Raw genomic sequence first — 21,093 nt, forward strand, 5'->3', positions numbered from 1 at the left:
GGCTCGCACACGTACCCTCGGCGGGGCTCATTCTAGGACGGGTGCCTCAAAGGCGAATCAGGGCCTAGTACTCCTTGCGGTCCGGGTTCCCCGCGTGCTTGCCCTTGTCGTCGCCGCCGGTCTCTTCGGCGCCCTTGTCGGCGGCCGAGTCGCGGAGCTTGTCGAGGTCCTCGTCGGTGAGCGTGGCCTCTTCTTCGGAGACGGGCTCTTCGGCGGCCTCGGGCTCGGTCTCGGCGGGGGTGACGACCTTGGCGATGGCCTGGCGGGCGAAGACGAGGAAGTTGTCGTCGCTGGCCTCGAGGGTGACGGTCTCGTCGTCGGAGTCGACGACGGTGCCGTAGAGGCCGCCGATGGTCATGACGCGGGCACCGGGCGCGACCGTGTTCTGCATGCTCTGCTGCTCACGCTGCCGCTTCTTCTGCGGGCGGATCATCACGAAGTACATGAGGGCGATGAAGCCGACGATCATGACGAGGAACATGATGTTCGAGCCGCCGGCGCTTTCCTGTGCCAGGACGTCTGCGGATGCAAGCACGATGGTGCCTTTCGTTGTGGTTGGTCACTGTCTCGGTGCGTGACGTGGGCGGAGTCTATCCCGCGTACGGTGACGTTCCGTCCCCGCCCAAGCCCACCCTACGCGTCGCCGGAACCGAACAGCCCGTCGGCGCTGGGCGGCTGGAGCCCGAGGTGGTGCCATGCGGCGGCGGTCGCGACGCGCCCGCGGGGGGTGCGGGCCAGGAGCCCGGCGCGCACCAGGAACGGCTCGCAGACCTCCTCGACGGTGTCGGACTGCTCCCCCACGGCGACCGCGAGGGTGGACAGGCCGACCGGCCCGCCGTTGAAGGTGCCGGTGAGGGCGCGCAGGACGGCCCGGTCGAGGCGGTCCAGGCCCAGGTCGTCGACGTCGTAGAGCGCGAGGGCTGCGGAGGCGACCTTGACGTTGATGACGCCGTCGGCCCGGACCTGCGCGAAGTCGCGGACGCGGCGCAGGAGCCGGTTGGCGATGCGGGGCGTGCCCCGCGAGCGCCCGGCGATCTCGGCGGCGCCGGCGGGGTCGATGGCGACGTCGAGGATGCCGGCCGAGCGGGTGACGATCGCCTCGAGCTCGGACTTGTCGTAGAACTCGAGCTGCCCGAGGAAGCCGAAGCGGTCGCGCAGTGGACCGGTGAGGAGCCCGGCGCGGGTGGTGGCGCCGACGAGCGTGAACGGCTCGAGTTCGAGCGGGATGGCGGTCGCGCCGGGGCCCTTGCCGACGATCACGTCGACGCGGAAGTCCTCCATCGCGGTGTAGAGGAGTTCCTCGGCGGGCCGGGCGATGCGGTGGATCTCGTCGATGAAGAGGACTTCGTTCGGGCCGAGGCTGGTGAGGATCGCGGCGAGGTCGCCGGAGCGCTCGATGGCCGGGCCGGAGGTCTGGCGCATGCCGACGCCGAGTTCGGCGGCGACGATCATGGCGAGGGTGGTCTTGCCGAGGCCGGGCGGGCCCGACAGCAGCAGGTGGTCGGGCGAGCTGCCGCGCCGCCTCGCGCCTTCGAGCAGGAGACTGATCTGCTCGCGGACGCGGGTCTGGCCGATGACGTCGTCGAGCTTGGCGGGGCGGATGCCCTCTTCGACGAGGCGGTCGAGCTCGGTGGCCTCGGCGGCGGTGAGGGCCGCGTCCCACTCGGCGGGGCTGACGCCGGTCTCGGTGGAGAAGTCTTCGGGTTCTTCCATCGCCTATCGCTTCCCGAGGAGTCGGATGGCCTGCTTGAGGAGCGTGGGCACATCGGTGCCGTCGGCCCCTTCGGCGTCGAGCTTCTCGATGGCGGTGTCGGCCTCCTTCGCGGTCCAGCCCAGCGCCTGGAGCCCCTGGCCGACCTGGATGCGCCAGCCGCCGGGGCGGCCGCCGACCTGTTTGGGCACGCCGCCGAGGTCGACCGGGCCGATCTTGTCGGCGAGGTCGAGGATGATGCGCTCGGCGCTCTTCTTGCCGACGCCGGGGATGCGCGAGAGCGTGGTGGTGTCGCCGGTGGCGATCGCGTGGCGGATGACCTCGGGGCGCAGCGCCTCGATGGCGTCGCGGGCGATGCGCGGGCCGATCTTCTGCGCGTTCTGGAGCAGCTCGAACAGGTCGCGCTCCTCGGCGGTGTTGAACCCGTGCAGGGTGATCGAGTCCTCGCGCACGATCGTGGAGATCGCGAGCACGGTCTGGGAGCCGACCTTGAGGTTGGCGAGGGTGTGGGCCCCGGCGTGCACGGCGTAGCCGACCCCGCCGACGTCGACCACGGCGTACGACTCGCCGACGGCGGCGACGGTTCCGGTGAGCTGAGCGATCATCGGGCGGTCCCCCTGCGGGTCGGTGCGGCTTGCGAGGCGAGCGCGCGGGCGGTGGCCTCGGCGATGCGGGCCTTGACGCCCCCGCGCCACAGGTGGCAGATCGCGATGGCCAGCGCGTCGGCCGCGTCGGCGGGCTTGGGCGCCTCCTTGAGCCGGAGGATGCGGGTGACCATGGTCGTGACCTGGCGCTTGTCGGCGGTGCCGTTGCCGCACACGGCGTTCTTCACTTCGGAGGGCGTGTAGGTCGCGGTGGGCAGGCCGAGGCGGGCGCCGGCGAGCAGGGCGATGCCCGAGGCCTGCGCGGTGCCGATGACACTGGCCACATTGTGCTGTGAGAAGACGCGTTCGACGGCGACGGCCTCCGGTTCGTGCTCCTCCAGGAGCGCCCGGAGTCCGTCGTCGAGTGCGAGGAGCCGTTCGGCAAGGGGCGCTTCGGGGTCGGTGCGGACCACCGCGACGGCGACCATCGTGCCCGGCGCTCCGGGTCGCCCTTCGACGACCCCGACGCCGCAGCGGGTCAGGCCCGGGTCGATCCCCATGACGCGCACGCGCTCCTCCTGTCGCTCGATTCGCGTCAGCTTATCCGGCCGCACCGACGATCGGCCCGCAAGCACGTCCGCGGGTGCGTTCCGGCGCTGACCGCCGCGGGTCGCAAATCGGACTGGTGGCCTTGCCCATAAACCACTTGCCGGTCGGCAAGTGACGTGATTTCGTTGAGGTAGGCCGGTCGCACCGCACTCGCCCCCCATCGGCGCAACGAGGCGAACGACGGGCGCGGCCTGCCTTCTACCGCTCCGTGAACCACTGGTTGGGAACAACTGTGTCTGCTGCTGCCTTCATGCCGCCCGTCGCCGCCGACGGCCACTCTCGCCGATTCATCGCCACGATGGTGTTCGTCCTCGGCGCGCTCTCCGCGACCGCGCCCATCGCCATCGACCTCTACCTTCCGGCCTTCCCCGCGATGGCCGACGCGCTCGGCTCCCCCGAGAGCCGCATCCAGCTCACCCTCACGTCGATGATGATCGGCATGGGCATCGGGCAGGCCTTCATCGGTCCGCTCTCGGACCGCATCGGCCGCCGCAAGCCCCTGATCGTCGGCATGATCGTCTTCACGCTGACCTCCCTGGTGTGCGCGGTCGCGACCAGCGCCGACCTGCTCATCGCCATGCGGTTCGTCCAGGGCCTCAGCGGCGCCGCGGGCGTCGTGGTGGCCCGAGCGGTCATCCGCGACCACTTCTCCGGCGACGACATGACCCGCTTCACCTCGAAGATGATGTTCGTGACGATGCTGGCGCCCATGCTCGGCCCGGTCGTCGGCGCGCAGCTCATCCGCTTCGGCCCGTGGCAGACGGTGTTCGTGTTCATGGCGGTCCTGTCGCTGCTGTCGACGTTCCTGGTGTGGAAGTTCCTGCCCGAGAGCCTGCCCGCGCAGGACCGGCGCGCGATGGGCGGGCGCGAGTTCGCGTCCACGGTGGCCGGACTGGTGAGGGACGCGCACTTCATCGCGCCGACCCTCGTGGTGATCATGAACTTCTCGATGCTGTTCACGTACGTCTCGACGTTCAGCTTCATCTCGCAGCAGGAGCTCGGCGCGAGCGCGGGCTTCTACTCGCTGGTCTTCGCCGTGGGCACGCTGGCGCTGCTCGCCGGGAACCAGGCGAACATGGTCATGATCGACCGGAGCCAGCCGCACCAGCGCATGATCGTCGGCATGGTGATCGCGCTGGCCGGCGTCGCGTGGATCGCGGGCGTGCAGTTCGCGGGCATCGAGGGCCTGTGGACGGTCACGGCCGGGATCATCCTGATGATGTTCGGTTGCGGCATCGTCTTCCCGAACGCGGGCGCCGCGGCGATGTCCTCGCAGCCGCCGCAGGTCGCGGGGACCGCCTCGGCGTTCATGGGCTCGATCCAGATGGGCGCGGGCGGCGCGATGCCCGCGCTGGCCACGATCGGCGGCGTGACGCTGGCGAACATGACCATCGGCGTGAGCGTGTACGCGGTCGCCACGGCCCTCGCGGTCGCGTGGACGATCAAGGTCTACCGCAAGGACCCGGTGCCGGCCGCCGCCGTCTGATCCGCCGACGCCGAAGGGCCCGAAGCACATCGCGCTTCGGGCCCTTCGGCGTCGCTCATTCCTCGTCGAGCTGCGCGAGGACCTCGTCCGAGATGTCGGCGTTGGTCCAGACGTTCTGGACCTCGTCGGAGTCCTCCAGCGCGTCGACGACGCGGATCACCTTGCGCGCGCCCTCGAGGTCGACCTCGATGTTCATGGAGGCCTGGAAGCCCGCCTCGGCCGAGTCGTAGTCGATCCCGGCCTCCTGGAGCGCGGTGCGTACCGCGACCAGGTCGGTCGGCTCGCACAGGACCTCGAAGCCGCCCTCGCCGAGGTCGTTGACCTCTTCGGCGCCGGCGTCGAGGACCGCCATGAGGATGTCGTCCTCGGTCAGCTTCTCATCGGCGGGGACGATGATGACGCCTTTGCGGGAGAACATGTAGGCGACCGAGCCGGCCTCGCCGAGCGAGCCGCCGTTGCGCGTCAGCGCCACGCGGACTTCGGCCGCGGCCCGGTTGCGGTTGTCGGTCAGGCACTCGATGAGCACCGCGACGCCGCCGGACGCATAGCCTTCGTACATGAGCGTCTCGTAGTCCACGCCCCCGCCGTCGAGGCCGCCGCCGCGCTTGACCGCGCGGTCGATGTTGTCGTTGGGGACCGAGCTCTTCTTGGCCTTCTGGATGGCGTCGAAGAGCGTCGGGTTGCCCGCCGGGTCAGGACCACCGGTGCGCGCCGCGACCTCGATGTTCTTGATGAGCTTCGCGAAGATCTTGCCCCGCTTGGCGTCGATCGCGGCCTTCTTGTGCTTGGTCGTCGCCCACTTGGAGTGGCCACTCATTCCGGCGTCCCTCGTTCCTCTTACTCGACCGGTCCGGCGTCTGCGCTGCGGACCATATCCACGAAGTACTCGTGCACCCTCGCGTCGGGTGTCACCTCCGGGTGGAAGGAGGTGGCCAGGCAGTCGCCCGCACGTACGGCGACGATCCTACCGCCCGGCGCCGCAGTCGCATCGCCACCGCTGTCGACCCGGCCCAGCACCGCGACGCCCTCCCCGACCCGCTCGACCCACGGGGCCCGGATGAACACCGCCCGGAACGGCCCGCCCGCGATCCCGTCGAGACCGATCTCGGTTTCGAACGAGTCGATCTGGCGTCCGAAAGCATTGCGGCGCACGGTCATCGGAATGACCCCGAAGGAGCGCTGGTCGGGCCGGCCGTCGAGCACCTCGTCGGCCAGCAGGATCATGCCCGCGCACGAGCCGAACGCGGGCATGCCCTCGTCGAGGCGCTTCTTGACGGGATCGAACAGGTCGAACACGTCGAGCAGCCTGCTCATCGTCGTCGACTCCCCGCCCGGGATCACCAGGCCGTCCACGTCGTCGAGCTCCGAGGCGCGCCGCACCGGCACCGCCCGGGCGCCGGCGGCCTCGAGCGCGCGCATGTGGTCGACCACGTCGCCTTGCAGGGCGAGCACGCCGATCTGGGGCACGGTCATCAGAGAACTCCAAGGAAACTCGGGGTTGCGGGCGCCTCAAGCGTAAATCCGGTTCCTCCGCCCGGCTACCTGCGCGATCGGCACTGTGACCGAAACCGGCCTGAACTCGAAAGGCAGGTGGCGATCCGTTAAAGTCTGCGATCGAACGTGATGCACCCCTTATTGCCCGGGAGAACGAACACATGGCCAAGACCTCGAAGCGCAACCCGATGCCCCGTGCCGTCCGGGCCGCACGCAACACCATGTGGCTCGAAGCGGTGATCGCCCTGGTCACGGGGGGCCTGATCGTGCTCCTGCACCACACCGAGCGCGACTTCGTGCCGCCCGTCGCGAAGGACGACGTCTACCGCGGCGCGGTCGGCCTCGGCGCGCTGGCGCTGTTCCTGATCCTCGCGACGATCCTGCTGCACTTCCAGTGGCGCGTGCTGTGGGTGCTCGTCCTGGCCGTCCAGGTCGCCGCGCTGGCGGGCCTGGGCTGGCTGCTGTTCACCAGCGGACTCTACTGGGCGCTGTGCATCGGCCTCGCGATCGTGCCGATTACGATCATCGGAACGCTGACCGAACGCTTCGCGCGCCGCTGGTTCAACCACTAGGGCGCGCGCGGCGACCGATCCCTCGGTCTGAAAGACAATTGAGAGGCTGACGCTGATGCTCCCGCAACCGAACTTCGGACGCGACCGAGAACCCGCCAAGGGCGCGCCCGAACCCGAGTCCGCGGACCCCGACGCGAAGCCCCGCAAGCTCCTCCGGCTCCAGATCGCGATGTGGATCCAGGTCGTCTCGGCCGTCGTCGCGGGCAACATCCTGGCCTTCTACGCGATCTCGCTCCGTTCGGCCACCATCGCGGACCTCACCGCGATCTACGAGGACTCCCCCACCGAGGTCGAGAACCCCGCCGAACTCGCCCAGCAGGCGTACGACCTGTACCAGAGCCAGAACTTCCTGGTCTCCAACCTCGTGATCGCCGGCATCGCGGTCCTCGCCGCGATCGTCGCGGCCCTGTGCGCGATCCGCTTCAAGTCCCGCCTGAAGGCCGTCCGCTGGTGGGCCGTCGGCGCCACCGCGGTCCTGTTCATCGTCGGCATGTTCATGTCGACGGTGTTCATGCTGTACGTGGCCCCGTGGGTCTTCGCCTCGGTGCTCGCGCTGTGGTGGCTGTTCTCCAGCGACGTGCGCTGGTGGATGGGCGAGACGCAGACCACGAGGGCCGCGAAGGCGGAGGAGACCGACGACGAGCCCGCGGCGGAGCCGAAGGACTCCTAGTCGGCCGACTCCTCGGCGCCGTGCTTGCCGATGTAGTCGATGAAGGCCGCGCGCGCCAGCGGCTCGGCCGCGCCCCACTCGCCCTTGGTCCCCTCGTGCCAGATGCTGAGCAGGTCGTCGATCGCCACGCCGATCTCGGACACGTCCGGGTCGATGTCCTCGGCCTCGAGCGCGGTCGGGGTGTGCCGGAACAGGTCGATGAAGAAACGCCAGTCGCGGCGTTCCCGCGCCAGGGCGAAGGCGCGGCGCTGGAGTTCCGGGGTGGCGTACTGGTCGAGATCGCTTGCGTTCATGGCCCCAGCCTAGGGCCTCTCCCGCGAGTCGGGGCGAGGTCGGGCCCGGTTCGCAGGACAGGCCCTGAACGGATGACGGTGTGTCGGAGCGGGATCGGAGGCCTTCGGCTCCTTAGGATCGGCTCATGAAGCAGCTTTCCGTCGGGGCCGCGATCGCGGCCGCCGCCGCGTTCGTCGCCCTGAGTTCCGCACCAGCCCAAGCGTTGTCGCTCCAGGAGGCGCAGCCGATGCCGGTCGACCCCGGCATCGGCGATGGAGGAGCCGGCCTGGTGTTCCTGTCGGTCTCCGGTCAGAGCGGCGAGAACGACGCCCGGGCGCTCCTGTGCCCCGACGGGCAGGGCCACGCGCAGGGCTTCGAGGCCTGCACGCAGCTGACCGCCGCGGGCGGCGACCTCGAGGCGCTGAACCCGGTCGACGGCTTCTGCACCAAGGAGTACGCGCCGGTCACGTTCCGGGCATTCGGGGTCTGGGAGGAGGAGTTCGTGTCCTACGAGCACGAGTTCTCCAACTACTGCACCGGCCTGCACGCGACCGGCGGCGCGGTCTTCGACCTCTCCTGAGACGAGACGACAGGGCCCGAGCGGTGTCGCTCGGGCCCTGTCGGCGTCTTCGGGGCTACCAGCCGCGCTTGGCGAGCTTCTGCTCCTCGGAGAGCGTGTCGACGTTGATGCCGACCATGGCCTCGCCCAGGCCGCGCGAGACCTCCGCGATGACCTTCGGGTCGTCGTGGAAGGCCGTGGCCTTGACGATGGCGGCGGCGCGCTTGGCGGGGTCGCCGGACTTGAAGATGCCCGAGCCGACGAACACGCCCTCGGCGCCCAGCTGCATCATCATGGCCGCGTCGGCCGGGGTGGCGATGCCGCCGGCGGTGAACAGCACCACCGGGAGCCTGCCGAGCCTGGCGACCTCGGCGACCAGCTCGTACGGCGCGCGCAGTTCCTTCGCGGCGGCGTACAGCTCGGTCGAGTCGAGGGTGGTGAGGCGGCCGATGTCCTGGCGGATCTGGCGCATGTGGCGGGTCGCCTCGACGACGTTGCCGGTGCCGGCCTCGCCCTTGGAGCGGATCATGGCCGCGCCCTCGGAGATGCGGCGCAGGGCCTCGCCGAGGTTGGTCGCACCGCACACGAACGGCACGTTGTACTGCCACTTGTCGATGTGGTTGGCCTCGTCGGCCGGGGTCAGCACCTCGGACTCGTCCACGTAGTCCACGCCGAGTGACTCCAGGACGGCGGCCTCGGTGAAGTGGCCGATGCGGGCCTTGGCCATGACCGGGATCGAGACGGCCTCGATGATCCCGTCGATCATGTCGGGGTCGGACATGCGCGAGACGCCGCCCTCGGCGCGGATGTCGGCCGGGACGCGCTCGAGCGCCATGACGGCCACGGCTCCGGCGTCCTCGGCGATCTTGGCCTGCGCGGGGGTGACGACGTCCATGATGACGCCGCCTTTCAGCATGTCGGCCATGCCGCGCTTGACGCGGGCGGTCCCGATCTCGGCCTCGGTCTTGTGGGTCTCTGACACGGTCACCGGCTCCATCTGAGGTAGTACGTCGCGGTCTGGGCTGACCTGCGCGCCGGGCCGCCCTGTTCGAGGGCACGCCCCAGGCTCGCACGCTTCGCCTTGAGAGGTGATCTGACCTGGCCGATTCTACGCCGCGACCGGCCTCACAAGCCCGCTGACACCAACCGCTCAGACGGAGCCGAACTCGCTGCTCGGATCGTCGATGTCCCAGTACTCGGGGCGCGGGAGGCGGCGGTGCAGGCGCAGCACGACCGCCATCGTCAGCGAGCGCGAGGCGACGGCGTCGCGCACGAAGTCGGTGTGGATCTGGCGCGCCAGCGCGACACGCCGGTTGGCCGAGTCGAGGTCGTCGGACCACAGGGGGTTCTCGGCGAGGTCGCGCAGGGCGCGGGTGAGGTCGTTCTCGGCGTACTCGCGCAGCTCCCGCTGGCGCTGGGTGTCGGCGGGGACGGCGACGACGGAGAGGGCGAGGGCGACGACCTCTTCGAAGCCGGGGTTGCCGACGAACTTGAGGACGGTCTCGGCGCGGTCGTCGAGCTTGGCGAGGAGCGCGGACTCGGCGGCTCGGGCGCGGCGGTGCAGCCGTTCCACCCGGGTGACCGTCCAGGTCGCGTACGCGCCGAAGACGGCCACGATCGTCACGAGTACGGCCAGCCACCACATCGGGATCATCGTACGGGCATACTGCGACGGCCGGGTGTCCGGCCGAAGGCGCCCCGGGGTCGGGTCACGGCCGCTTCGGGGCCCTCATCGGCGGCGTTCGGTGCCGGCCTCGATGGCGGCGCGGTAGACCTCCAGGAGGCGGGCGGCGACTTCGGGCCAGTCGTAGCGCTTGACCCATTCGTTGGCGCGTTCGACGTAGGCGGTGCGGGCGCCCGGGTCGTCGAGGAGGCGCCCGGCCTTGTCGGCGAGGTCGGCGGCGTCGCCGACGGCGAAGAGCCCGCCGGCGTTGCCGTCGTCCAGGACGGAGCGGAACGCCTCGATGTCGGAGGCGAGGACGCAGGTCCCGGCGGCCATGGCCTCGGTGAGGATCATGCCGAAGGACTCGCCGCCGGTGTTGGGGGCGACGTAGAGGTCCACGCCGGCGAGCATGGAGGCCTTCTCCTCGTCGGCGACGGCGCCGAGGAAGCGGATGCGGGAGGCGATGTCGGGGTCGAGTCCGGCGACGGCGGCCTCGGGGTCGCCGCGGCCGACGACGAGCATGTGCAGGTCGGGGCGGTCGGCGGCGAGGCGCGCGAAGGCCTCGCGGAGGATCGGGAAGCCCTTGCGGGACTCGGTGTAGCGGCCCATGAAGCCGATGGTGGGGCCGTCGGGCTTCTCGGCGAGGGGGGCGGCCTTGCGGTAGAAGGCGACGGGCACGCCGTTGGGGATCTCGACGGCGCCGCCGCCGAGGTGCTCGACCTGGACCTTGCGGGCGTAGGGGCTGACGGCGATGCGGGCCGAGAGGTTCTCCAGGACGAGCTGGGCCATGTGCTTGCCGGCGGCGAGCATCCGGGATCGGGTCATGGCGGTGTGGAAGGTCGCGACGACCGGGCAGCGGGCGTTGAGGACCGCCAGGCACGACAGGCTCGGGGTGAGCGGTTCGTGGACGTGGATGACGTCGAAGTCGCCCTCGCTGCACCACTTGCGGACGCGCGCGGCCGAGCGGGGCCCGAACGCGAGGCGGGCGATGGAGCCGTTGTAGGGCACCGCGACGGCCTTGCCGCCGGAGACCACGAAGTCGGGCAGGCCCTCGGTCTCGGTGGCGGGGGCGAGGACGGAGACGTCGTGACCGGCGTCGATGAGGGTCTCGGCCAGGTCGCGGATGTGGAACTGGACGCCGCCGGGGACGTCGAAGGAGTACGGGCTGACGATCCCGATCCGCAGGTCGCCCATGTCAGGCCGATCTCTCCGGGGCCGGTGCGGGTGCGAAGTCGGCGCTCCAGAACCGCTGGAGCATGTGCCAGTCGGCGGGGTGGGCGCGGATGCCGGCCTCGAACGCGTCGGCCATGCGCTGGGTCGTGGAGGCGACGCGGTCCCGGAACGATCCGGTGCCGGTGTCGACGGGCCCTGAGATGTGGCAGACGGCGCGGTCGGCCTCGTAGTGGATGTCCGCGGTGAACAGCTCGACCTTGTTGCGGATGGCGAGCAGGGCCGGACCGGTCGGGAAGGTCGTGGCCTCGCCGAAGAACTCGACCTCGGTGCCGCTGCGGCCCAGGTCCCGGTCGGCGACGAGCGCGACCACGTGCCCGGCTTCGAGCGCTTCGCCTAGGGCCGCTTGGGGATTGCGGTCCCCGCCGGAGGCGGGGATGATCGTCATCCCCAGCGACTCGCGGTATTCGAGGAAGCGCCGGTAGACCCCTTCGGGCTTGAGCCGTTCGGCGACCGTCGTGAGGCGGTCTCCGGCCACGGCGGGCACCCAGGCCCCGGCGAGGTCCCAGTTGCCGCAGTGCGGCAGCGCCACGATCGAGCCCAGGCCCCGCTTCGCGCGCTCGTGGACGGGCTCGTAGCCGTTCATCTCGAACCGGCGCTGGAGGTGGGCGGTGCTCATCGACGGCAGCCGGAACGACTCGACCCAGTACCGCGCGTACGAGCGCATCGCGTCCCGCATCAGCGCCTCGCCGGGTTCGGCGCCGACGACGCGGGCGAGGTTCCTGCGCAGCTGGCGCACGGGCCGGCCGTCCTTGCGCACGGCCCGGTCGGCGAACGTCCGGCTCAGCGCGTACGCGGCGGACTCGGGCAGGAGCCGCACGCCGCGCCAGGCGGCCAGGTAGGCCAGCTCGGTGAGGCGCTCAGACATCGACGCGCTCCCCGTCGAGCAGTTCGCGCGCCTGGACCAGGCGCTGGACCACCGTGATCGAGGCGAGCAGGGCGAGCAGGCCCATGCCGGCCTCCATCGCCCACGGGACGCCGACGACCTCGGCCAGGACCGCGACCCCGGCGAGGATCAGGCGCTCGGGGCGCTCGGCGATGCCCGCGGTGACCACGACGCCGAGCCCTTCGGCCCGGGCCTTCACGTACGAGACGACCTGCCCGGCGATGAGCGCGAACAGGGCCAGCGCGCAGCCGAGGAACCGCTCCTCGGTCAGCAGCCAGTAGCCCAGGCCCGCGAGCATCGCGCCGTCGGCGAGGCGGTCGCAGGTCGAGTCGAGCAGTGCGCCGAAGCGGCTGGTGGTGCCCTTGACGCGGGCGATCGCGCCGTCGAGCAGGTCGGTGAACACGGACAGGCCGACGACGATCAGTCCGGCGAGCAGGTGCCCCTGCGACAGCAGCAGCACCGAGGCGGCCACGACGATCGCGGTGCCGGCGATGGTGACGGCGTTGGCGGACACGCCGACGCGGATGAGGACCTTCGCAGCGGCGTCGACGTATCGGCGCAGGCCGGCGCGGCCGGAGGTCCGGAGGAACTTCGCCATGGTCTCCTGTTTTCTCAGGCTGGCCCAAGTTGGGTGTTCGGGCAAGTGGGTGCGGCACTCACCCCGGCGGCGGGGCCGGAGGCGGGCACACCACTGACTCTAACGGTGCCCGGCCGGTCACACCCGCTCCCATGCGGCCGAGAGTTGCTCGCGGGTGTCCGACAGGTACTGCGGGAGGGTCTTGGTGCGGCCGATGATCGGCATGAAGTTCGCGTCCCCGCCCCAGCGCGGGACGATGTGCTGGTGCAGGTGGCCGGCGATGCCCGCCCCCGCGACCTGGCCCTGGTTCATCCCGATGTTGAACCCGTGCGCGCCCATCGAGGAGCGCAGCACCGCCATGGCCTGCTGCGTGAGCGCGCCCATCTCGGCGACCTCTTCGACGTCGAGGTCGGTGTAGTCGGGCACGTGCCGGAAGGGCACGACCATGAGATGGCCGGAGTTGTACGGGTACTTGTTCATCACCACGTACATGTGGGTGCCGCGGGTGACGATGTTCCCGTCCGCGTCCTCCAGCTTGGGGATCTCGCAGAAGGGGCAGCCCTCGACGTCGGCGTCGTCGCCGGTCGGCTTCCCCTCGCCCTGGATGTAGGACATGCGGTGGGGGGTCCACAGCCGCTCGTACCCGTCGGGGACGCCGACGCCTTCGCCTTCGCGCTCTTCCACGGGACGATCCTAGGCCACGATGCCGCATCGGTGAAACGCGACGAAATCCCTGCGACACGCCACAGCGGATAAACTCCGCACGTGACGTTGCCCCAGCTGTACCTCGCGGTACTCATCGGTTGCGTCACCGTGCTGGCCTCGATCGCCGCCATCCGGGCCACGCACCGGCTCGGGCTCCCCGCGCTCCTGGTGTTCCTCGGCATCGGCATGCTCCTGGGCGAGGACGGCGTGGGCATCCCGTTCGAGGACTTCGAACTCGCGCAGGTCCTCGGCACGTTCGCGCTGGCGCTCATCCTCATCGAGGGCGGCCTGTCGACCCGCTGGCGGGCGATCTCCGGGCAGTTGGCGCCCGCCTCGATGCTCGCGACGCTCGGCGTCGGCGTCTCGGTGACGGTGACCGCGCTGGGGGCGCACTTCCTGCTCGGGTTCGGCTGGCAGGCGTCCCTGGTCATCGGCGCGGTCGTGGCCTCCACCGACGCCGCGGCCGTGTTCTCGGAGCTGCGCGGCATCGGCCTGCCCAAGCGGCTCAGCGGCACCCTGGAGGCCGAATCGGGCTTCAACGACGCCCCCGCGGTGATCCTGGTGCTCGCGTTCTCCTCCGCCGAGGGACTGCCGACCACGTTCGAGCTCGTCGCGACCCTCGTGTGGGAGCTGGGCGCCGGCTCGCTCATCGGCATCGCGGTCGGCTTCGGCGGGGCGTGGGTCCTGCGGCGCCTGGCGCTGCCGGTGTCCGGGCTCTACCCGCTGGCGGTCTTCAGCCTCGGCATGGCCGCGTTCGCCGCGGCAGGGACCCTGCACGCCTCGGGGTTCATCGCCGCGTACCTGGCCGCGCTCGTCCTCGGCAACTCCCGCCTGCCGCACCGCGCGGCCACCCAGTCGTTCGCGACCGGCCTGGGCTGGGTCGCGCAGCTGGGCATGTTCGTCATGCTCGGGATGCTGGCCTCGCCGGAGAACCTCCTGTACGCGCTGGTGCCGGCGCTGGTCCTCGGCGGGGTGCTGACGCTGCTGGCCCGGCCGATCTCGGTGTGGCTGAGCCTCATACCGTTCCGCTTCTCGCTCAAGGAGAAGGCGCTGCTCTCGTGGGCGGGGCTGCGCGGCGCGGTGCCGATCGTCCTGGCCACGATCCCGCAGTCCGCGAACCTGCCGGGCGCGCAGGCGTGGTGGGACATCGTGTTCATCCTCGTCGTGGTGTTCACGCTGGTCCAGGGCCCGACCCTGCCGTGGGTGGCCAAGCGCCTCGGGCTTTCGGGGCAGGACGTGATCCAGGAGGTCGACATCGAGACGGCGCCGCTGGACGCGGTCGACGGGGAGGTCCTGACGATCACCGTGCCGAAGGGCTCGGGCCTGGCGGGCCTGCGGGTCTTCGAACTGCGCCTGCCCGAGGGCAGCGCGATCGCGGGCGTGGTGCGCGACGACGGCCTCTTCGTCCCCGCCAAGGCCGACCGGCTGCGGTCGAACGACCAGCTCCTCGTGGTCACGACCCCGAAGCTGCGGGAGGCGACCGAGCAGCGCCTCACGGCCCTGGCGCGGGCGGGCCGCCTGGCTCGCTGGCTCGGCGAGGACGGCAGGGACTGAGGCGGCCCGCGCCCCGGAGGGCACGGGCCGCCTGCTGTCGTCCGGTCAGGCCGCTTCGGCGGCGGCCGAAGGGCCTTCGTTGACGCGCGAGGTGACGACGTCGACCACGTGGGCGACGGCCTCGTCCGCGGTGACGCCGTTGCGCTGGCTGCCGTCCCGGTAGCGGAAGGAGACGGTTCCGGCGTTCTGGTCGTCGTCGCCGGCGATGATCATGAACGGGATCTTCTGGAGCTGGGCGTTGCGGACCTTCTTCTGCATCCGGTCGTCCGAGTGGTCGACCTCGGCGCGGATGCCCGCGGCGCGGAGCTTCCCGAAGAACGCCTCCAGGTAGTCGGCGTTCTCGTCGCGCACCGGGATGCCGACGGCCTGGACGGGGGCCAGCCAGGCCGGGAACGCGCCCGCGTAGTGCTCGGTCAGGACGCCGAAGAACCGCTCGATCGAGCCGAACAGCGCCCGGTGGATCATGACCGGCTGCTTGCGGGTGCCGTCGGCCGCGGAGTACTCCAGGCCGAAGCCGTCGGGCTGGTTGAAGTCGAGCTGGATGGTCGACATCTGCCAGGTGCGCCCGATCGCGTCCTTGGCCTGGACGGAGATCTTGGGGCCGTAGAAGGCCGCGCCGCCCGGGTCGGGGACGAGGTCGAGGCCGGAATCCTCCGCCACCTGGCGCAGGGTCGCGGTGGCCGACTCCCACACCTCGTCGGAGCCGATGAACTTCGCGGAGTCGCCCTTGGTGGACAGCTCCAGGTAGAAGTCGTTGAGCCCGTAGTCGCGCAGCAGCTGGAGCACGAATTCGAGCAGGCTCTTGATCTCGCCGGGCGCCTGCTCCTCGGTGCAGTAGATGTGCGCGTCGTCCTGGGTCATGCCGCGGACGCGGGTGAGGCCGTGGACGACGCCGGACTTCTCGTAGCGGTACACCGACCCGAACTCCGACAGGCGCAGCGGCAGCTCCCGGTAGGAGCGCCCCCTCGACTTGAAGATCAGGTTGTGCATCGGGCAGTTCATGGCCTTGAGGTAGTAGTTCGCGCCCTCGAACTCCATGGGCGGGAACATGGTGTCCGCGTAGTACGGCAGGTGCCCCGAGGTGTGGAACAGGCCCTCTTTGGAGATGTGCGGGGTGTTGACGAGTTCGTACCCGGCCTGCTTCTGGCGTTCGCGCAGGTAGGACTCCATCTCGTACCGGATGATCCCGCCCTTGGGGTGGAACACCGGGAGCCCGGAGCCGAGCTCGTCGGGGAACGAGAACAGGTCGAGCTGCTGCCCGAGCCTGCGGTGGTCGCGCTTCTCGGCCTCGGCGAGGCGCGCGAGGTAGTCCTTCTGCTCCTGAATGGTCGGCCAGGCGGTGCCGTAGATGCGCTGGAGCTGCGGGTTCTTCTCCGAGCCCATCCAGTACGCGGCCGCGGAGCGCATGAGCTTGACGGAGCCGATGAGCTTGGTGGAGGGCAGGTGCGGGCCCCGGCACAGGTCGGACCAGACCTTCGCGCCGGTGCGGTCGCGGTTGTCGTACGCGGTCAGCTCGCCGCCGCCGACCTCCATGACCTCGTCGGCGTCGGTGCCCTCGCCCTTGGTCTCGATGAGCTCGAGCTTGTAGGGCTCGTTGGCGAGCTCGGCGCGCGCCTCGTCGAGGGAGTCGTACTTGCGGCGGTGGAAGGTCTGCCCCTGCTTGATGATCTGGAGCATGCGCTTCTCGACGGCCTTGAGGTCGTCGGGGTTGAACGGCTCGGCGACGTCGAAGTCGTAGTAGAAGCCGTCGGTGATCGGCGGGCCGATCCCGAGCTTGGCCTCGTGCAGCTCCTGGACCGCCTGCGCCATGACGTGCGCGGCGGAGTGGCGCATGACGTTGAGGCCGTCGGGGCTGTTGAGCGCGACCGGCTCGACCTTGGCGTCGGCGTCGGGGGCCCACGAGAGGTCCCGGAGCCGCCCTTCGGCGTCGCGGACGACGACGATCGCGTTCGGCCCGTGCACGGGGAGGCCGGCGGCGGCCACCGCGTCGGCACCGGTAGTGCCAGCCGTCACCCAGAGGGGTTCGACGACGCCTGGACTGTTGTTCGGTGCTGCGGAAGCCACGGTTCTCCTCATTCGCGTGAGCCGGCCGGAGCCGGTGTTCGACATTCGGGTCCATGCTAGTCGCCGTGCGGAAAGGCGGTCGAATGCATTGGCGGCCGCGTGAGGAGTGCCGGGAATTCCTTCGGGCCCGGGCTTGACCTTGGACCCGGCACCAAGGTTTACGGTCGTTGCATGACAGCGACGATCGGATCGTGGACCGTCGGAAGGCTCGCCGAGGAAGTCGGCGTCTCCTCCGACGCGCTCCGCCATTGGGAGCGCGAGGGGCTCTTCCCCGCGCCCGAGCGCAGCCCCGCCGGGTACCGGCGGTACGGCCCCGAGGGGCTGGACCGGGCGCGGTTCATCCGCGACTGCCAGCGGGCGGGGCTGCGGCTCGCCGACATCGGGGACCTGCTGGCGGTGCGGGACACGGGCACGTGCCCGTGCGAGCCGGCCGAGCAGCACCTGGAGCGGCGCATCGGCGAGCTGACCGCCGAGATCGCGCGGCTCGAAGGGCTGCGGACCCAGCTGACGTCGATGCTGGGGGCGGTCGAAGCGGGCACCTGCGATCCGCCGCTGCCGCAGAACTGGTGTCCCCCCAAGGCCGCGGTGGGAGGTGAGTGCAAATGAACACCGACGAGTGCTGCAACTGCTGCAACGACGACGCGTGCCAGTGCGCGGGCGAAGACTGCTGCCACGGCTGCTGCGAGAAGTGACCCGCTGAGCCGGCCCGACCGGCCGGAAACCGTCGGAGCCCCGAGGCACAGTTGATTCGGGGGCGACTCCGAACGCCCGATTTGCGAAGAAACGCCGCAACACGCCGACCGGCTGCCGACCATCGTCCGGCCTGTCGGAGCCACCGGGCACAGTTGATTCGGGGGCGACTCCGGATGTCCGTTTTACGAAGAAACGCCGTGACACGCCCGCCGCCGCTTCCCTCGGGAGCGGCGGCGGGCCGCCGTCACTTCGCGGTGAGGACGATCTTGCCGAAGTGGCCGCCCTTCGCCATGAGCCGGTGGGCTTCGGCCGCCTCCGCGAGCGGGATCTTCGTGGTGACGACCGGTTCGATCTCGCCCGAGTCGAGGGCGGGCCAGACGTGCTCGAAGACCTCCGCGAGGATCTGGCGGCGCTGCTCCAGCGGACGCGCCCGCAGCGTGGTGCCGGTGATCGTGGCGCGCTTGGCGAGCAGCCCGCCGAGGTGGATCTGCGCGGCGTTGCCCTGCTGAAGGCCGATGATCGCCAGCCGCCCGTCCTGGGCGAGCGCCTTGAGGTTGGGCTCGAAGTAGGCCGCGCCGACGACGTCGAGGATCGCGTCCGCGCCGCCCGCCTCCATCGCGAGCGCGGCGAAGTCCTCGCTGCGGTAGTCGATGACGCGGTCGGCGCCGAGGCCCTGGAGCTTCTCGGCCCACTCGCCGCGCGCGGTCGCCCAGGTCTCGGCCCCGACGAGCTTGCGGGCGAACTGGATCGCGAAGGTGCCGATGCCTCCGGCGCCCCCGTGGACGAGGACGCGGCGCTTGCGGTCGGCCGGCTCGGTCAGGAGGTAGCCGATGTTGGAGTAGACGGTCGCGGCCGCCTCGGGGAGCCCGGCGGCGTCGTCGAGGTCGACGTTCTCGGGCTTGGGCAGGACGAGCGCGGCGTCGACGGTGACGTACTGGGCGTAGCCGCCGCCGGGCAGGAGCGCGCAGACTTCGGCGTTGAGGAACGACGCGTTGTCGTCGGAGCCGACGTTGACGATCGTGCCGGAGACTTCGAGTCCGGGCCAGGCGGGCGCCCCGGGAGGGCTCGGGTAGTGGCCGGCGACTTGGAGGAGGTCGGCGCGGTTGACGCCGGCGGCGGCGACCTCGATGAGCACTTCATCGGGGCCGGGCGCGGGTTCGGGCACCTGGGCTGCGGCGAGGCTGCCGTCGGCGACGGTCATGGCAAGCATCTCCGCATAGTATGACTGCGGCTCGGCGCCATGGCGTCATACCCGTCGGTAAGTCGCGTATCGACTGTAACGAGTTACCTACTCCGTTGCAGCGCAACGTATCAGGGATTCTCGCTCGAGTGGCCGGGGAACAGGTGGGCGTCGGGGTCGATCACGACCGCGGCGTTGTTGACCGCGGTGGCGGCCTCTCCGAAGCCGGTGGCGATGAGCTTGACCTTCCCGGGATACGCGGCGATGTCCCCGGCGGCGTAGACGCGCGGCAGGTTCGTGGCCATCGTGGAGTCGACGGCGATGGTGCGGCGGTCCAGCTCCAGACCCCACTCCCCCAGCGGCCCGAGGTCGGCGGTGAACCCGAGGGCGGCCACGATGGCGTCCGCCGGGAGTTCCTGCGGCCCTTCGCCTTTGACGTCGACCGACACGCCCGTGACGCGCCGGGTGCCGTGGACGGCGGTCACCTGGGCGTTCACGACGATGTCGGTGCCGAGCGCCTTGACGCGGTCGACGGTCGCCTGGTGGGCGCGGAACTTGTCGCGGCGGTGGACGATGGTGGTGCTGCGGGCGATGCCGTGCAGGGCCATGGCCCAGTCGAACGCGGAGTCGCCGCCCCCGACGATGACGACGTCCTGTCCCGCGTGCGCGGCCAGTTCGGGGACGAAGTAGACGATGCCGGCGCCCGGGAAGTCCGCCGCGGCGGGCAGGGGCCGGGGCGAGAAGGAGCCGAGGCCGCCGGTGATGAGCACCGCCTGGGTCTCCAGGCGCAGGCCGCCGGAGAGTTCCAGGACCGGCTTCCCGTCGACGTGCTCGAGCCGCTGGGCCTGGTGCCCGAGCAGGTAGTCCGGTTCGAACGGGGCGGCCTGGCGCAGCAGGTTCTCGACGAGGTCGCGCCCCCTGATCTCGGGGAACCCGGCGACGTCGAAGATCTGCTTCTCGGGGTACATGGCGGTGATCTGGCCGCCGGCCTCGGGGAGCGTGTCGAGCACGGCGGTGCTCAGGCCGCGGAAACCCGCGTAGTAGGCGGCGAACAGGCCGGTCGGGCCCGCACCGATGATCGCGAGGTCCACTGTCGTCACTGGCAAGGGCGATCACCGACTCCGTCGTCCGGGCAACTCCTCAGATCCTAGCGAGCCGAGGGCCCCGGCGGGGCTCCGCGGACGGCCCGATGCGCGTCCGCGGAGTCCTCGCCTTCGCGAGCCCGATGCGGTCAGGCGCCCCGGAAGGGGCCGGTGACCTCGAACGTGACCCCGGCGGAGCTGGAACCGCTGGTGCCGCGCTGCGAGGAGAAGTAGAGGCGGTCGCCGGCCGGATTGAACGCCGGGCCGGTGATCTCGGACGAGCCGTGGCCGGACAGGCGCAGGAACGGCGCGACCACGTCGTCGGGGGTGATGATGCAGATCTCCAGGTTGCCGCCGTCCTCGGCGACGAACAGGTCGCCGGAGCCCGAGCCGGTGATGTTGTCGACGCCGGTGAGCGGCGGGTTGGCGGTGAGGGCGTCGTCGTAGGCGATGTGGAGGGTGTTGTCGGCGGCGTGGTACGCCCAGACCCGGTTGTCGCCCTTGGTGGTGAAGAAGCAGACGTCGTCGGCGTAGTGGCAGCCCTCGCCGCCGTTGAAGCGCTTGGTGTTCGCGACCTGGTTGCGGGTGGCGGTCGGGGAGCCGTCGGGGTCGGGGACCGTGGCCCAGGCGAGGGCCCCTCCCGACTCGGTGAGCACCTGGAGCGTGCCCGAGGACAGGTCGCCCCAGGTGGTGGGCCTGAACCGGTAGAAGGCGCCGTCGGAGACGTCCTCGGTGAGGTAGATGACGCCACGGTCGGGGTCGCACGCTGCGGCCTCGTGCTTGAAGCGGCCCATCGCGGCGCGCTGGACGGCGGCGGTCCCGCCGAGCGGGTAGGTCTCGTAGACGTAGCCGCGGTCGACCTCCTCGCAGGAGAGCCAGGTCTGCCACGGGGTCGCGCCGCCGGCGCAGTTGGTGCGGGTGTTGCTCAGGATGCGGTAGGCGCCGGTGACGGTGCCGGAGGCGTTGAAGCGCAGGGCGCTCGCTCCGCCTCCGGGGTTGATCTCGGAGTTGGAGGTGTAGACCCAGCCGGTGCCGTCGGCGAAGCACGCGCCGCCGTCGGGGGCGCTGTGCCAGGTGTAGGAGGTGCCGGGGACGGTCTGGGACGAGCGGGCGACGACGCGGGAGGTGAAGCCGGCCGGGAGCCGCACGCCGTTGGCGTCGGCGGCCTGGAGGGCGCCGTAGGGGCCGGTGCCGGTCTGGGCGGGGTAGGCGAACGAGGGTCGGGTCATGGTGAAGCCGAAGGCGACCGATCCGGCGCCGACGACGGCCGCGCGGAGGACATTGCGCCGTTCCATGGGTTGCTCCCTGAGAGTAAGGGGGACAGTACGATCCGCCGCTCAGCCTAGGAGGAGGCGGACGAATACGACGCCAAAAGCGAACGTCCATCGGGTAAGCGGTTGGTGTCGGCGGCGCCAACGGGCGCGGTCACGTCGAGGCCGCGCGCCAGAGCCCTCGAACGCGGCACCGGTGGTCGACGGCCTCGGCGATGCCCGGGAGCCGC

General features: G+C 70.8%; 23 protein-coding genes. 6 read left to right on the plus strand and 17 right to left on the minus strand.

The features are described from left to right. Positions 1-64 precede the first annotated feature (64 nt). From yajC to ruvC, 4 genes are all read right to left on the minus strand, one after another. Positions 65-535, minus strand: coding sequence for a preprotein translocase subunit YajC (gene yajC / locus BLQ63_RS30000; RefSeq protein WP_218125408.1), 471 nt, complete (start codon positions 533-535; stop codon positions 65-67). Between the two features lie 98 nt (positions 536-633). Next, positions 634-1,713 carry a Holliday junction branch migration DNA helicase RuvB gene (ruvB, locus tag BLQ63_RS21530; protein ID WP_091039596.1) on the minus strand — a complete coding sequence of 360 codons (1,080 nt, stop codon included), beginning with the start codon at positions 1,711-1,713 and terminating at the stop codon, positions 634-636. A 3-nt stretch (positions 1,714-1,716) separates the two neighbouring features. Next, a complete protein-coding gene (gene ruvA, locus BLQ63_RS21535) occupies positions 1,717-2,316 on the minus strand; it encodes a Holliday junction branch migration protein RuvA (RefSeq protein ID WP_091039597.1) in 600 nt (199 codons plus the stop codon). Beyond that, positions 2,313-2,864: a crossover junction endodeoxyribonuclease RuvC gene (gene ruvC, locus BLQ63_RS21540; protein ID WP_177155051.1), complete on the minus strand. Its 552-nt coding sequence runs from the start codon at positions 2,862-2,864 to the stop codon at positions 2,313-2,315. Before ruvC ends, ruvA begins: the two co-directional genes overlap by 4 nt. 272 nt (positions 2,865-3,136) lie before the next feature. On the opposite strand from ruvC, the gene BLQ63_RS21545 reads away from it, so the two are divergent. Further along, positions 3,137-4,390: a multidrug effflux MFS transporter gene (locus tag BLQ63_RS21545; protein ID WP_218125409.1), complete on the plus strand. Its 1,254-nt coding sequence runs from the start codon at positions 3,137-3,139 to the stop codon at positions 4,388-4,390. Between the two features lie 55 nt (positions 4,391-4,445). Here BLQ63_RS21545 and BLQ63_RS21550 read toward each other — a convergent pair whose 3' ends face one another. Both BLQ63_RS21550 and pdxT read right to left on the minus strand, forming a co-directional pair. After that, positions 4,446-5,207 (minus strand): YebC/PmpR family DNA-binding transcriptional regulator, encoded by a 762-nt coding sequence (locus tag BLQ63_RS21550; protein WP_091039600.1) that lies wholly within the window; start codon positions 5,205-5,207, stop codon positions 4,446-4,448. Positions 5,208-5,227: 20 nt separating this feature from the next. Further along, positions 5,228-5,863 (minus strand): pyridoxal 5'-phosphate synthase glutaminase subunit PdxT, encoded by a 636-nt coding sequence (gene pdxT, locus BLQ63_RS21555; protein ID WP_091039601.1) that lies wholly within the window; start codon positions 5,861-5,863, stop codon positions 5,228-5,230. Between the two features lie 182 nt (positions 5,864-6,045). On the opposite strand from pdxT, the gene BLQ63_RS21560 reads away from it, so the two are divergent. Further along, positions 6,046-6,456 (plus strand): hypothetical protein, encoded by a 411-nt coding sequence (locus BLQ63_RS21560; protein WP_091039602.1) that lies wholly within the window; start codon positions 6,046-6,048, stop codon positions 6,454-6,456. A gap of 55 nt (positions 6,457-6,511) precedes the next feature. Beyond that, positions 6,512-7,126: a hypothetical protein gene (locus BLQ63_RS21565; protein WP_091039603.1), complete on the plus strand. Its 615-nt coding sequence runs from the start codon at positions 6,512-6,514 to the stop codon at positions 7,124-7,126. Here BLQ63_RS21565 and BLQ63_RS21570 read toward each other — a convergent pair. Then, positions 7,123-7,419: a hypothetical protein gene (locus tag BLQ63_RS21570; protein WP_091039604.1), complete on the minus strand. Its 297-nt coding sequence runs from the start codon at positions 7,417-7,419 to the stop codon at positions 7,123-7,125. The genes BLQ63_RS21565 and BLQ63_RS21570 overlap by 4 nt on opposite strands. A 125-nt stretch (positions 7,420-7,544) precedes the next feature. Here BLQ63_RS21570 and BLQ63_RS21575 point away from each other — a divergent pair, with 125 nt between their 5' ends. Then, positions 7,545-7,979 carry an SSI family serine proteinase inhibitor gene (locus tag BLQ63_RS21575; protein WP_091039605.1) on the plus strand — a complete coding sequence of 145 codons (435 nt, stop codon included), beginning with the start codon at positions 7,545-7,547 and terminating at the stop codon, positions 7,977-7,979. A 55-nt stretch (positions 7,980-8,034) separates the two neighbouring features. Here the strand turns inward: BLQ63_RS21575 and pdxS are convergent, their stop codons facing one another. From pdxS to BLQ63_RS21605, 6 genes are all read right to left on the minus strand, one after another. Next, positions 8,035-8,955, minus strand: a complete 921-nt coding sequence (pdxS, locus tag BLQ63_RS21580) for a pyridoxal 5'-phosphate synthase lyase subunit PdxS (protein WP_091039606.1) — start codon at positions 8,953-8,955, stop codon at positions 8,035-8,037. Between the two features lie 153 nt (positions 8,956-9,108). Next, positions 9,109-9,612, minus strand: a complete 504-nt coding sequence (locus BLQ63_RS21585; RefSeq protein ID WP_143015036.1) for a hypothetical protein — start codon at positions 9,610-9,612, stop codon at positions 9,109-9,111. Between the two features lie 75 nt (positions 9,613-9,687). Beyond that, positions 9,688-10,806, minus strand: a complete 1,119-nt coding sequence (locus tag BLQ63_RS21590; protein ID WP_091039700.1) for a glycosyltransferase — start codon at positions 10,804-10,806, stop codon at positions 9,688-9,690. Between the two features lie 10 nt (positions 10,807-10,816). After that, positions 10,817-11,719 carry a phosphatidylinositol mannoside acyltransferase gene (locus BLQ63_RS21595; protein ID WP_091039608.1) on the minus strand — a complete coding sequence of 301 codons (903 nt, stop codon included), beginning with the start codon at positions 11,717-11,719 and terminating at the stop codon, positions 10,817-10,819. Continuing rightward, positions 11,712-12,335, minus strand: coding sequence for a phosphatidylinositol phosphate synthase (gene pgsA, locus BLQ63_RS21600; RefSeq protein ID WP_091039609.1), 624 nt, complete (start codon positions 12,333-12,335; stop codon positions 11,712-11,714). Before pgsA ends, BLQ63_RS21595 begins: the two co-directional genes overlap by 8 nt. A gap of 117 nt (positions 12,336-12,452) precedes the next feature. Further along, a complete protein-coding gene (locus tag BLQ63_RS21605; protein WP_245681044.1) occupies positions 12,453-12,998 on the minus strand; it encodes an HIT family protein in 546 nt (181 codons plus the stop codon). Between the two features lie 81 nt (positions 12,999-13,079). Here BLQ63_RS21605 and BLQ63_RS21610 point away from each other — a divergent pair, with 81 nt between their 5' ends. Beyond that, a complete protein-coding gene (locus tag BLQ63_RS21610) occupies positions 13,080-14,573 on the plus strand; it encodes a potassium/proton antiporter (protein ID WP_091039610.1) in 1,494 nt (497 codons plus the stop codon). Between the two features lie 45 nt (positions 14,574-14,618). On the opposite strand, the gene thrS is transcribed toward BLQ63_RS21610, so the two are convergent. Beyond that, a complete protein-coding gene (gene thrS, locus BLQ63_RS21615) occupies positions 14,619-16,649 on the minus strand; it encodes a threonine--tRNA ligase (protein ID WP_091039702.1) in 2,031 nt (676 codons plus the stop codon). A 159-nt stretch (positions 16,650-16,808) separates the two neighbouring features. Between thrS and BLQ63_RS21620 the strand changes: the two genes are divergently transcribed. Beyond that, positions 16,809-17,243 (plus strand): MerR family transcriptional regulator, encoded by a 435-nt coding sequence (locus tag BLQ63_RS21620; protein WP_091039611.1) that lies wholly within the window; start codon positions 16,809-16,811, stop codon positions 17,241-17,243. Between the two features lie 331 nt (positions 17,244-17,574). On the opposite strand, the gene BLQ63_RS21625 is transcribed toward BLQ63_RS21620, so the two are convergent. From BLQ63_RS21625 to BLQ63_RS21635, 3 genes are all read right to left on the minus strand, one after another. Then, a complete protein-coding gene (locus BLQ63_RS21625) occupies positions 17,575-18,540 on the minus strand; it encodes an NAD(P)H-quinone oxidoreductase (protein WP_091039612.1) in 966 nt (321 codons plus the stop codon). A 101-nt stretch (positions 18,541-18,641) separates the two neighbouring features. Then, a complete protein-coding gene (locus BLQ63_RS21630; RefSeq protein ID WP_091039613.1) occupies positions 18,642-19,610 on the minus strand; it encodes an NAD(P)/FAD-dependent oxidoreductase in 969 nt (322 codons plus the stop codon). 131 nt (positions 19,611-19,741) lie between these two features. Beyond that, positions 19,742-20,887 carry an alkaline phosphatase PhoX gene (locus BLQ63_RS21635; RefSeq protein WP_091039614.1) on the minus strand — a complete coding sequence of 382 codons (1,146 nt, stop codon included), beginning with the start codon at positions 20,885-20,887 and terminating at the stop codon, positions 19,742-19,744. Between the last annotated feature and the right edge of the window lie 206 nt (positions 20,888-21,093).

It is taken from the genome of Glycomyces harbinensis (assembly GCF_900101745.1).
GTDB lineage: Bacteria > Actinomycetota > Actinomycetes > Mycobacteriales > Micromonosporaceae > Glycomyces > Glycomyces harbinensis.

Coding starts and splice junctions, on each gene's coding strand:
- ruvB (WP_091039596.1), bottom strand. CDS start 1,713: ATGGAAGAACCCGAAGACTTCTCCACCGAGACCGGCGTCAGCCCCGCC.
- ruvA (WP_091039597.1), bottom strand. CDS start 2,316: ATGATCGCTCAGCTCACCGGAACCGTCGCCGCCGTCGGCGAGTCGTAC.
- BLQ63_RS21550 (WP_091039600.1), bottom strand. CDS start 5,207: ATGAGTGGCCACTCCAAGTGGGCGACGACCAAGCACAAGAAGGCCGCG.
- pdxT (WP_091039601.1), bottom strand. CDS start 5,863: ATGACCGTGCCCCAGATCGGCGTGCTCGCCCTGCAAGGCGACGTGGTC.
- BLQ63_RS21560 (WP_091039602.1), top strand. CDS start 6,046: ATGGCCAAGACCTCGAAGCGCAACCCGATGCCCCGTGCCGTCCGGGCC.
- BLQ63_RS21565 (WP_091039603.1), top strand. CDS start 6,512: ATGCTCCCGCAACCGAACTTCGGACGCGACCGAGAACCCGCCAAGGGC.
- BLQ63_RS21570 (WP_091039604.1), bottom strand. CDS start 7,419: ATGAACGCAAGCGATCTCGACCAGTACGCCACCCCGGAACTCCAGCGC.
- BLQ63_RS21575 (WP_091039605.1), top strand. CDS start 7,545: ATGAAGCAGCTTTCCGTCGGGGCCGCGATCGCGGCCGCCGCCGCGTTC.
- pdxS (WP_091039606.1), bottom strand. CDS start 8,955: ATGGAGCCGGTGACCGTGTCAGAGACCCACAAGACCGAGGCCGAGATC.
- BLQ63_RS21585 (WP_143015036.1), bottom strand. CDS start 9,612: ATGATCCCGATGTGGTGGCTGGCCGTACTCGTGACGATCGTGGCCGTC.
- BLQ63_RS21595 (WP_091039608.1), bottom strand. CDS start 11,719: ATGTCTGAGCGCCTCACCGAGCTGGCCTACCTGGCCGCCTGGCGCGGC.
- pgsA (WP_091039609.1), bottom strand. CDS start 12,335: ATGGCGAAGTTCCTCCGGACCTCCGGCCGCGCCGGCCTGCGCCGATAC.
- thrS (WP_091039702.1), bottom strand. CDS start 16,649: ATGAGGAGAACCGTGGCTTCCGCAGCACCGAACAACAGTCCAGGCGTC.
- BLQ63_RS21620 (WP_091039611.1), top strand. CDS start 16,809: ATGACAGCGACGATCGGATCGTGGACCGTCGGAAGGCTCGCCGAGGAA.
- BLQ63_RS21625 (WP_091039612.1), bottom strand. CDS start 18,540: ATGCTTGCCATGACCGTCGCCGACGGCAGCCTCGCCGCAGCCCAGGTG.
- BLQ63_RS21635 (WP_091039614.1), bottom strand. CDS start 20,887: ATGGAACGGCGCAATGTCCTCCGCGCGGCCGTCGTCGGCGCCGGATCG.